The sequence below is a fragment of the Pragia fontium DSM 5563 = ATCC 49100 genome (genome assembly GCF_900112475.1).
Classification (GTDB): Bacteria; Pseudomonadota; Gammaproteobacteria; order Enterobacterales; family Enterobacteriaceae; genus Pragia; species Pragia fontium.
In genome coordinates this window covers 24,038-34,250 of sequence record NZ_FOLW01000016.1, presented here as the reverse complement: position 1 = coordinate 34,250, position 10,213 = coordinate 24,038, and the positions used below count along the sequence as shown (strand labels likewise).

Here is a 10,213-nt window from a genome sequence, read left to right as displayed (position 1 = left end):
TCTGGGTTTTAGCTTTATGACAACACTTAGCCTAAAGGCGAGATCCCCGCTTTCACGGGGATGACGATACTAATATTGCGATATGTCTCGATCGGTAGCCCTTTCCGTCATTCTGGTGAAAACCAGAATCTGGGTTTTAGCTTTATGACAACACTTAGTCTAAAGGTGAGATCCCCCGCTTTCGCGCAGAGGAATCCCCAGAAAAATAAGCATGAATCACAGATTGTTTTTTGCTCGCATTACCCTTCCCGGTGAGCGCGCTCGATCTCTTCCGCTAAAATAGCGATACCGCGTTCAATCAGTTCTGGTTCTGGCACATAGTTCATCCGCATACACTGTTGGGTATGTGGCCATTCTTGTTCCAATCCGGGGAAGAAGTAGTGACCGGGCACCATCAAGACGCCGCGGGCTTTCAAACGCTGGTATAGCGTCTGGCAACTAATGGGCAGATCTTGAAACCATAACCAAAGGAAGATAGCACCTTCAGGTTTGTGGATTAAACAACGCTCAGCAGGTAGATAACGGCGAATAATCTCTAAGGTTTGTTCCACCCGATGTTGGTAAAACGGCTGAATAACCTGCTTAGATAACTTCAGCAGATCGCCGCGTTTAATCATTTCCAGCACCAGCTCCGGCCCAATGCCGCCTGGGGACAGGCTGATAATCCCGTTCATATTGCTGAGAGCCTGAATGGTCTCTTCGTTAGCGATAACAATTCCGCAGCGAGAGCCGGGCAATCCTAACTTGGATAAGCTCATACACAGAATGGTATTTAAATTCCAAATCGGAGTGGCTTCGCTAAAGATAATGCTCGGGAATGGCACACCGTAGGCGTTATCAATAATCAGTGGAATACCCTTTTGATGAGCAATGGCGTCCAGACGCATGATTTCTTCGTCAGTGAGCACATTTCCGGTTGGGTTGGTTGGGCGGGAAACGCACATTACGCCAATATCGTCACCAATATGCAGATGATCGAAATCAACGTGGTATTTGAACATGCCATCCGGCAGCAGTTCGATCGTCGGTTTATAAGAAACCAAGAGATCGTCTTCAATACCGACGTCAGCATAACCGATGTATTCTGGCGTTAACGGAAACAGTACTTTTTTGCACTGACCATCAGTCTGACGACCAGCAAACAGATTAAACAGATAGAAAAATGCGCTTTGGCTGCCGTTGGTCAGGGCAATGTTTTTGGCTTCAATCGGCCAACCAAATTCCTTGCTCAGCATGTCAGCCAACGCCGTCAGAAAGGTGTTTTTTCCCTGCGGGCCATCGTAGTTACACAATGCATCGGTTAACTTCCCCTCTGCCAGCAGATCGGCACACAGGCGAGTGAAGTAGTCTTGCATGGCCGGAATTTTTGCTGGATTACCCCCACCAAGCATAATTGCGCCGGGAGTACGCAGGCCGTCGTTTAAATCACCCATTAACTGAGTGATACCGGAGAAATGGGCAAATTTGTCGCCAAAAGCTGAGAATGTCATATCAAGGTATTGAAGTTATTGGTCAGGAAAATATAGCTGATTACGATACCGACAGATGGTAGTCGGTGCAACGATAGAATAAATGGCTCGATATGGTTTATATACTGCAACTGCCATTTTTTTTAGTGATATGCATTGGTTTATTGAGAAATCATTGTTCTATTTAGCATGTATTTATGAAAAATATTATTCCATTATGCTGTTCAGATTAATTTTTGCTGCCTGCTAGCCGCATTAACCGGCAATCGATGTTAATACGGCGATGATCCTGATTGATTTAATTCAGAATTTGAGGGTTTACACAGTTGCCTTCAATGCTGTCGCTCATTGCGGCGAGTAGATTATTGACCGCGGTTTCAGCCATGGCGTAGCGGGCTTCAAAAGTCGCGGAGCCAATATGCGGAACCGCCACCACGTTTGGCATGCTGAGTAGTGGTGAGTCAGGAGCAATGGGCTCTTTCTCAAATACATCCAAACCCGCACCGGCAATTTTTTCTTTCTTCAGGGCGTGAATTAACGCGGCTTCATCAACCACCGGACCGCGACCGGCATTGATAAAGAAGGCGGAGGGTTTCATCAGCGCCAGCCGTTCGGCGTTAATTAAATGATGAGTCTGGTCGTTGAGTGGCAGAATCAGGCAGACAAAGTCGGCGGTAGCCAATAGCTTATCCAACTCCATATGGATGGCATTAAAGCGGTCTTCTGCTTCGGTATTACGACTGCGGGTGTTATAAACGATTTTCATACCAAAACCAAAATGGGCACGTTGGGCTAGCGCGCTGCCAATCCGTCCCAGACCAATAATTCCCATGGTTTTATGGTGTACATCACAGCCAAACCAACTTTCATCTACGCTGGTGGTCCACTCTCCCGCTTTCACCCGTTCAGCGACATTAACAATGCGTCGGGCAGAAGCCAACACCAGCGCCATAATCGTATCGGCTACGGTATCCGTCAGGGCATCTGGCGTATGCATGAGTACAATTTTACGCTCTGTCAGCGTATTCACGTCAAAATTGTCATAGCCTGCGGAAATAGTAGAAATAGCTCTCAGTTTAGGTGCATGGTCCAGCAGGGCGCTATCGACATTAAGGCCGGAACCAATCATCCCTTCAGCCTGTTGCAGAGCCTGAATAAACTCAACCCGATTATTATCGTCAACGTTATCGAATGAGGTCACGGTAAAGCGTTTTTTCAATTTATCGAGAAGTTCTGATGGCAGAGCCTTATAGGCGACGATTGATGGCTTCATGTACTTTCCTCTGCGGTTGGGATAGTCAGTTATATGACAGTATCATAACTGATGGGTAAATGATGACCGGTTTTAACCGATTGATGGGCTTGATTTTATAAAGAATGTTTTGCAGTAGATAGATAAAGAATATGCGTCGTTTGGCAGGCTGGTGCGTGTAAATTACGCAAAAAAAAGCCAGCGCGTTGATGGCGCTGGCTTTGAATAATCCACGTTCAGTTAATTATCTGACGATCAAACCCGTTACAGAGGACTCAATGTGATGGTCACACGACGGTTCTGAGCTTTGCCAGATGCTGTACTATTTGAGGCGATTGGCTGATCTGGACCAGCGCCTTGAGTACGAATACGGTTAGCACCAACGCCCTGAGTGATTAAGGCGCTAGCGACGCTATCAGCACGCTGTTGGGACAGGTTCATGTTCAACTGACGCGCGCCAGTGCTGTCGGTATGGCCAACAATGTTAACCGCAGTTTTAGAGTACTCTTTCAATACCATCGCTACACCGGTCAGCGTATTGGCACCAGCTGGTTTTAACGTACTGCTGCTACTATCAAACGTCACGTTGTTTGGCATATTCAGGATAATCTGATCGCCATTACGGGTAACGCTAACGCCAGTACCGGCCATTTTTTCACGTAATTTGGCCTCCTGAACGTCCATATAGTAACCCGCTCCACCACCTAATGCGGCGCCTGCAGCGGCACCAATCAGGGCACCTTTACCACGGTCTTTCTTAGAAGATGATAATGCACCAACGCCGGCACCAACGATAGCGCCAAGGCCTGCTCCGATTCCCGCTTTACCTGCTTCTGATTCACCGGTATATGGGTTGGTGGTACAGCCAGATACTGCCAAAGTACCGCTCAGTACCACGGCTATGGCGATCATATACTTTTTCATACGCGTTCCTTAAATAATAACTGATTTGAGCTACTGATTACCCAGAACGGCTCCGGAAGCAGCACCAACCGCAGCACCTGCGGCAGCACCAATTAAGGCTCCCTTCTTATAGTCTTTGTGTGAAGAGGACAGTGCGCCAACGCCAGCGCCGACTACAGCACCTACGCCTGCTCCCACACCGACATTCGCCGCCTGATTATTATTGGTATTACTACCGCCATAAGGATTAGCACAACCAGCTAGTGTTAATGTTGAAGCGGTTACGATAGCAACTACAGCAATAAGTTTTTTCATCATCTGTACCTCATTGGATCGAACTTTTGATACAGCAGATTAAAGACCAATTTTGACAGAAAGGAAGTTTCTTTACGCAAATTTTTCACTTGCCGGACACTTCTTTAACAACCATAAACCTGCTGTTTACCACCGCTGAACATCGCGATGTTGCAATCATTCAGGAATGGCCTGAGTTTTAGTATAGCAGCAGGGGTAAGGTCTGTAGCGGTTATTGTTGGTTGTTATTTTATGCCTGTGGTGCTGCTAAAACCGTATATTGCGACAGGTTGTGGTTAAAAGAGTGGTGAAATTGTTCTAATTAATAAGCGAGTGCAGAGAGATCGGCTACCCACTGCATTATTAAGGTAATTTGCCCGGTTTCCGGATGCGGTTGCTCGCTAACAACCTGAAATCCCATGGTTAAATAGAATTGCAGGGCTGAGGTATTTTCTTGATATACCTCCAGTAACAGCTTGGGATAGGCATCCTTAACCTGCTCAATCAGCGCCTTGCCAATACCCTGACCTTGTTGAGTTGAATCAACAAACAGCGCACCAATAAACTGCTGCTCCATTACGCTGATAAATCCACTAATTTTTTCGTTATGGCTATAAACCCAGGTGGTTGCATCGGGAATATAGACATTGCGAACCAGCGGCTCGCTTTCCAGCCAGTAGCTTGGTTCAATAAACGGGTGCGCTTCGATGGTGGTTGCCAGCCACAAAGCCATTAACGCATCGAGATCCTGTGGCTGATAAAGGCGAATCATGCTTGATTATCCGGGTGGCAGAAGCATTCAATCATATGATCGTTAATCAAACCCATGGATTGCATATAGGCATAGCAAATCGTGGTACCGACGAATTTAAAACCACGCTTTTTTAGTGATTTGGCCATGGCGTCAGATACCGGAGTTGATGTCGGGAAATCCTGCGGTTTTTTTAGCGACAGGTGATTGATAACCGGCTGATGATCGACGAAAGACCAGATAAACGCGGAGAAGTCATCGCCGTTTGCCTGCATCGTTAGATAGGCTTTGGCATTATTGATAATGGCTTCCAGCTTGCCCCGATGGCGAATCAGCCCAGCGTTCTGCATCAGGCGATCGACATCGTCACTGGTCATAGCGGCTACTTTTTCCGGGTCAAAATGATAAAAGCATTGGCGATAGGTTTCGCGTTTTTTCAGGACGGTGATCCATGATAAACCGGCCTGCTGCCCTTCAAGGCAGAGCTTTTCAAACAGTCTCTGGCTGTCGTAAACGGGCTTTCCCCATTCGTTATCATGGTAATCAATATAGAGTGGATCTTGATTTACCCAGCCGCAACGTTGCATATATTTCCCCTGAAATTTAAAAAAATCCTACGCCCAGTATGGATTAGATCTGTATATCTAGTCGTCTATAGGTATACTAATCAGCTACATTATTTAAACCCACTAAATATCGCGCGCGGATCCAACATGCAGAAGTTCGATAATAAAACCTTTCAGGGATTAATCCTAACACTACAGGATTATTGGTCGCGTCAGGGCTGTACCATTGTCCAACCATTGGATATGGAAGTTGGTGCAGGTACCTCACACCCAATGACCTGTTTACGAGCCCTTGGGCCAGAGCCTATTGCGGCCGCATATGTACAGCCTTCACGTCGTCCGACGGATGGCCGCTATGGTGAGAACCCGAACCGCTTACAGCACTACTACCAGTTTCAGGTGATTATCAAGCCCTCTCCAGACAATATTCAGGAGCTGTACCTTGGCTCACTCAGAGAGTTGGGTTTGGATCCGACGGTGCATGATATTCGTTTTGTTGAAGATAACTGGGAAAACCCGACGCTGGGTGCCTGGGGTCTTGGCTGGGAAGTTTGGCTTAACGGAATGGAAGTCACTCAGTTTACTTATTTCCAACAGGTTGGTGGTTTGGAATGTAAACCAGTAACCGGCGAGATCACCTACGGTCTTGAGCGTCTGGCCATGTATATTCAGGGCGTTGATAGCGTTTATGATTTAGTTTGGAGCGACGGTCCTTTCGGTAAAACGACTTACGGTGATATTTATCATCAGAATGAGGTGGAGCAGTCTACCTATAACTTTGAATATGCCGATACCGACTTCTTGTTCACCTGCTTTGAGCAGTATGAAAAAGAAGCCCAGAAGCTACTGGCTCTGGAAACGCCGCTGCCGCTGCCGGCTTATGAGCGTATCTTGAAAGCGGCGCACAGCTTTAACCTGCTGGATGCCCGTAAAGCGATCTCCGTGACCGAACGTCAACGCTATATTCTGCGTATTCGTACGTTAACCAAGGCGGTAGCCGAAGCGTATTATGCTTCTCGTGAGGCTTTAGGTTTCCCGATGTGTCACTCTTCAGATAAGAAAAAAGGTTAAGAGAACGCCATGACTCAACAAACTTTCCTTGTGGAAATCGGCACGGAAGAGCTGCCACCGAAGGCGCTTCGTTCTCTGGCCGAATCTTTTGCTGCAAACTTTACAGCGGAACTGGATAGCGCCAATCTGACTCACGGTGGTGTGGAATGGTTTGCTGCACCGCGCCGTTTAGCGTTAAAAGTGTTTGCTTTAAGTAATTCTCAACCGGATCGCGAAGTTGAAAAACGCGGGCCGGCTATCGCTCAGGCATTTGATGCGCAGGGTAATCCAAGTAAAGCGGCTGAAGGCTGGGCGCGCGGCTGTGGTATTACCGTGGATCAGGCTGAGCGCATGGTGACTGATAAAGGCGAGTGGTTATTATATCGCGCTCAGGTTAAAGGCCTGCCGGTGCAGGAATTACTGGCGAATTTGGTTGCTCAGTCACTAGCTAAGTTACCGATTCCTAAGCCAATGCGCTGGGGTGATAAAGAGACTCAGTTTATCCGCCCGGTTCACACCGTGACGATGTTATACGGCAGCGAATTGATTGCCGGAACTATTCTGGGCATCCCGTCTGCACGTACTATCCGCGGCCATCGTTTTATGGGCGAAGCGGAATTTACGATTGATAGTGCCGATCTGTATCCAACGATTCTGAAAGAGCGCGGCAAAGTTATCGCCGATTACGAAACCCGTAAACTACTGATCAAGCGCGATGCTGAAGCGGCAGCCGCTAAGTTGGGTGGTATTGCTGACATTAGCGAAAGTTTGCTGGAAGAAGTGACCTCTTTGGTGGAATGGCCGGTGGTGTTAACCGCCAAGTTCGAAGAAAAATTCCTGGCCGTACCATCAGAAGCACTGGTACACACCATGAAAGGGGATCAGAAGTATTTCCCAGTGTACGATGCTCAGGGTCGCCTGATGCCGAATTTTATCTTTGTTACCAATATTGAATCTAAAGATCCGCAACAGATTATTTCCGGTAACGAGAAGGTGGTTCGCCCACGTTTGGCGGATGCCGAATTCTTCTTCAATACTGACCGTAAACTGCGCCTGGAAGATCGTTTACCGCGTTTGGAAACCGTACTGTTCCAGCAGCAGTTGGGTTCCCTACGTGAGAAAACCGATCGTATCCAGACGCTGGCTGGTTGGATTGCCGGCCAAATTGGCGCGGATGTGAATAAAGCGACCCGTGCGGGCCTGTTATCTAAATGTGACCTGATGACCAATATGGTCTTCGAGTTCACTGATACTCAGGGCGTTATGGGGATGCACTATGCTCGTTTCGACGGCGAAGATGAAGACGTTGCGGTTGCGCTGAACGAGCAGTATATGCCGCGCTTTGCCGGTGATAATCTGCCTGATTCTCTGGTGGCTTGTGCGGTAGCGATTGCCGATAAAATGGATACCTTAGCCGGTATTTTCGGCATCGGTCAGAATCCGAAAGGGGATAAAGACCCGTTCGCTTTACGCCGTGCTGCCTTAGGCGTTCTGCGTATTATCGTTGAGAAAAATCTGCCGCTAGATCTGGCAACGTTAACTGAAGAAGCGGTTCGCCTGTATGGCAACAAGCTGACCAATACCAACGTTGTTAATGATGTGGTTGAGTTTATGCTGGGCCGTTTCCGTGCATGGTATCAGGATGTTGGTTTCAGCATTGACGTTATCCTGTCTGTGCTGGCGCGTCGTCCAACTAAACCAGCGGACTTCGATGCTCGCGTGAAGGCGGTTTCCCATTTCCGTTCTCTGGATGCGGCCGCATCATTGGCGGAAGCCAATAAGCGCGTCTCGAATATTCTGTCTAAGTCTGAAGATAAGCCGCATGAGAAAACCAATGTTGCGTTATTGAGAGAGCCGGCAGAAATTCATTTGGCCACTCATGTGGCGGTTCTGCGCGATAAGTTGCAGCCTCTGTTTGAGGAAGGTCGCTATCAAGAAGCGTTAGTTGAGCTGGCAGACCTACGTGAATATGTCGATGCCTTCTTTGATAAAGTGATGGTCATGGACAAAGACGATGCACTGAGGGTTAATCGCCTGACGTTGCTGAGTGAGCTTCGTGAACTTTTCCTGAAAGTAGCGGATATCTCCCTGCTTAACGGTTAGTCATTTTGTGATAAAAACAGGCGCCAGTCTTTAACTGAGATGGCGCCTGTTTTTTTTGTCTTTTTAGTTATCCGCAGCACGTTTTTAACGACGTGAACTGTTTTCTTTTAGTAAAAACAGTATGCTGACTCGATCGGGCATATCACGGGATATTGGTATGGTACTCGGTTTGTTTTTACCGGGCGTTCGGCGATTTACCCATTTGAAAGCAGCCTGTATTTGCTAGGTGAATAGATTAAAGGCACGTTTTGCCTCCGCTTATCTCTCTTGTTTCAGGGATACCGATTTTGTTTGGAAGAGTGGAAAGTGTTATGGATAGAATGACTCCGTTGAAACCTGTTCCTTCCCTGATGGCGATTGCTATCACATTGCTGATCTGGTTTGTTATTCCAGTACCGGAAGGGGTTACGCCAAATGCATGGCATTTATTAGCGCTGTTTGTTGGCACCATTGTCGCGATCATTGGCAAAGCTATGCCGATCGGGGCGATCTCAATTGTTGCTATTGCGCTGGTGGCGGTCACTGGCGTTACGAATCCTGGCAAGCCCGGGGCTGCTCTGAATGATGCATTGAGTGGTTTTTCCAATCAGCTTATTTGGCTGATCGGTATTTCGATCATGGTATCGCAAAGCCTGAGTAAAACCGGTTTGGGTGCGCGTATTGGTTACTATTTTATTTCTCTGTTTGGTAAAAAAACCTTAGGCATTGCCTATGCGCTGGCTATCGCTGAAACCACTTTGGCTCCGGTCACGCCGAGTAACACCGCGCGCGGCGGCGGCATTATCCATCCGATTATGCGTTCTATCGCCGATAGTTTTAATTCCAAGCCGGAGCCCGGCTCGACGGAGAAGATCGGCCGTTATTTATCGCTGGTTAATTACAATATTAACCCTATCACCTCGGCGATGTTTATTACCGCAACTGCACCTAACCCACTGATAGTCAATCTGATTATGAAAGGCACCGATTCAACTTTTGAGCTGACTTGGGGCATGTGGGCAATTGCTGCGCTGGTTCCGGCGATTATTTCGCTGATTATGGTGCCGTTGGTCATTTATTGGCTTTATCCACCGGAAATTAAAAGCACGCCGAATGCCCCGGGCTTTGCCAGAGAAAAACTGAGTGAACTGGGGCCGATTTCTCTGCCAGAGAAAATTACGTTGGCGGTATTTGGTTTACTGTTGCTGATGTGGGCCGGTATTCCTGCTTTCTTCTTAGGTGATGGTTGGGCGGTTAATCCAACCACGGCAGCATTTATTGGCTTATCGGTGCTGTTAATGACGGGCGTATTAAGCTGGGACGACTTATTAAAAAATAAAGGAGCCTGGGATACGGTGGTTTGGTTTGCCGCACTGGTTATGATGGCGACTTTCCTTGGTAAGCTGGGTTTAATTAGCTGGCTTTCTCAGACCGTTGGTGGCGCGATTGATCATTTAGGCATCGGTTGGATTGGCGGCACGATTCTGCTGGTTCTGGTTTATGTCTATTCCCATTATTTCTTCGCCAGCACCACTGCGCACATTACCGCCATGTTTGCGGCCTTCTTTGCCGCCGGTTTGGCGTTAGGTGCACCTCCTGCGCTATTGGCCTTGATTCTGGCGTTCTCCTCTTCACTGATGATGTCGCTGACCCACTATGGCACCGGCGCCGCGCCGATTATCTTTGGCTCAGGCTATGCAACGCTGGCGGAATGGTGGAAAACTGGATTTGTACTGAGCGTGGTTAACCTGATTATTTGGATCACTATCGGCGGCCTGTGGTGGAAATGGTTAGGCTATTGGTGAGTCTGATTTTATCTTTTGCACTTTTATTATTGAGCGCTTGA

Annotated in this window: 9 protein-coding genes; 3 read left to right on the top strand and 6 right to left on the bottom strand. The window is 47.8% G+C overall.

Going from position 1 to position 10,213, the window contains the following annotated elements; genetic code table 11:
• Positions 1-239 precede the first annotated feature (239 nt).
• The 6 genes from BMZ28_RS16015 to BMZ28_RS15990 form a co-directional block, all read right to left on the bottom strand.
• On the bottom strand, positions 240-1,490 hold the full coding sequence (locus BMZ28_RS16015; protein WP_074824767.1) for a valine--pyruvate transaminase: 1,251 nt from the start codon (positions 1,488-1,490) through the stop codon (positions 240-242).
• Between the two features lie 277 nt (positions 1,491-1,767).
• The gene (gene ghrB, locus BMZ28_RS16010; RefSeq protein ID WP_074824763.1) at positions 1,768-2,742 is read right to left on the bottom strand and encodes a glyoxylate/hydroxypyruvate reductase GhrB; all 975 of its coding nucleotides are present in this window, start codon (positions 2,740-2,742) and stop codon (positions 1,768-1,770) included.
• 243 nt (positions 2,743-2,985) lie between these two features.
• Positions 2,986-3,645: an OmpA family lipoprotein gene (locus tag BMZ28_RS16005; protein ID WP_047779508.1), complete on the bottom strand. Its 660-nt coding sequence runs from the start codon at positions 3,643-3,645 to the stop codon at positions 2,986-2,988.
• A 30-nt stretch (positions 3,646-3,675) separates the two neighbouring features.
• Positions 3,676-3,942, bottom strand: a complete 267-nt coding sequence (locus tag BMZ28_RS16000) for a YMGG-like glycine zipper-containing protein (RefSeq protein WP_053007466.1) — start codon at positions 3,940-3,942, stop codon at positions 3,676-3,678.
• A 298-nt stretch (positions 3,943-4,240) separates the two neighbouring features.
• Positions 4,241-4,690 carry an N-acetyltransferase gene (locus BMZ28_RS15995; RefSeq protein ID WP_047779509.1) on the bottom strand — a complete coding sequence of 150 codons (450 nt, stop codon included), beginning with the start codon at positions 4,688-4,690 and terminating at the stop codon, positions 4,241-4,243.
• On the bottom strand, positions 4,687-5,256 hold the full coding sequence (locus BMZ28_RS15990) for a DNA-3-methyladenine glycosylase I (protein WP_074824760.1): 570 nt from the start codon (positions 5,254-5,256) through the stop codon (positions 4,687-4,689). Before BMZ28_RS15990 ends, BMZ28_RS15995 begins: the two co-directional genes overlap by 4 nt.
• 126 nt (positions 5,257-5,382) lie before the next feature.
• Between BMZ28_RS15990 and glyQ the strand changes: the two genes are divergently transcribed.
• From glyQ to BMZ28_RS15975, 3 genes are all read left to right on the top strand, one after another.
• A complete protein-coding gene (glyQ, locus tag BMZ28_RS15985; RefSeq protein WP_047779511.1) occupies positions 5,383-6,306 on the top strand; it encodes a glycine--tRNA ligase subunit alpha in 924 nt (307 codons plus the stop codon).
• Positions 6,307-6,315: 9 nt separating this feature from the next.
• The gene (glyS, locus tag BMZ28_RS15980; protein WP_047779512.1) at positions 6,316-8,388 is read left to right on the top strand and encodes a glycine--tRNA ligase subunit beta; all 2,073 of its coding nucleotides are present in this window, start codon (positions 6,316-6,318) and stop codon (positions 8,386-8,388) included.
• 311 nt (positions 8,389-8,699) lie between these two features.
• The gene (locus tag BMZ28_RS15975) at positions 8,700-10,172 is read left to right on the top strand and encodes an anion permease (protein ID WP_074824758.1); all 1,473 of its coding nucleotides are present in this window, start codon (positions 8,700-8,702) and stop codon (positions 10,170-10,172) included.
• Positions 10,173-10,213 lie beyond the last annotated feature (41 nt).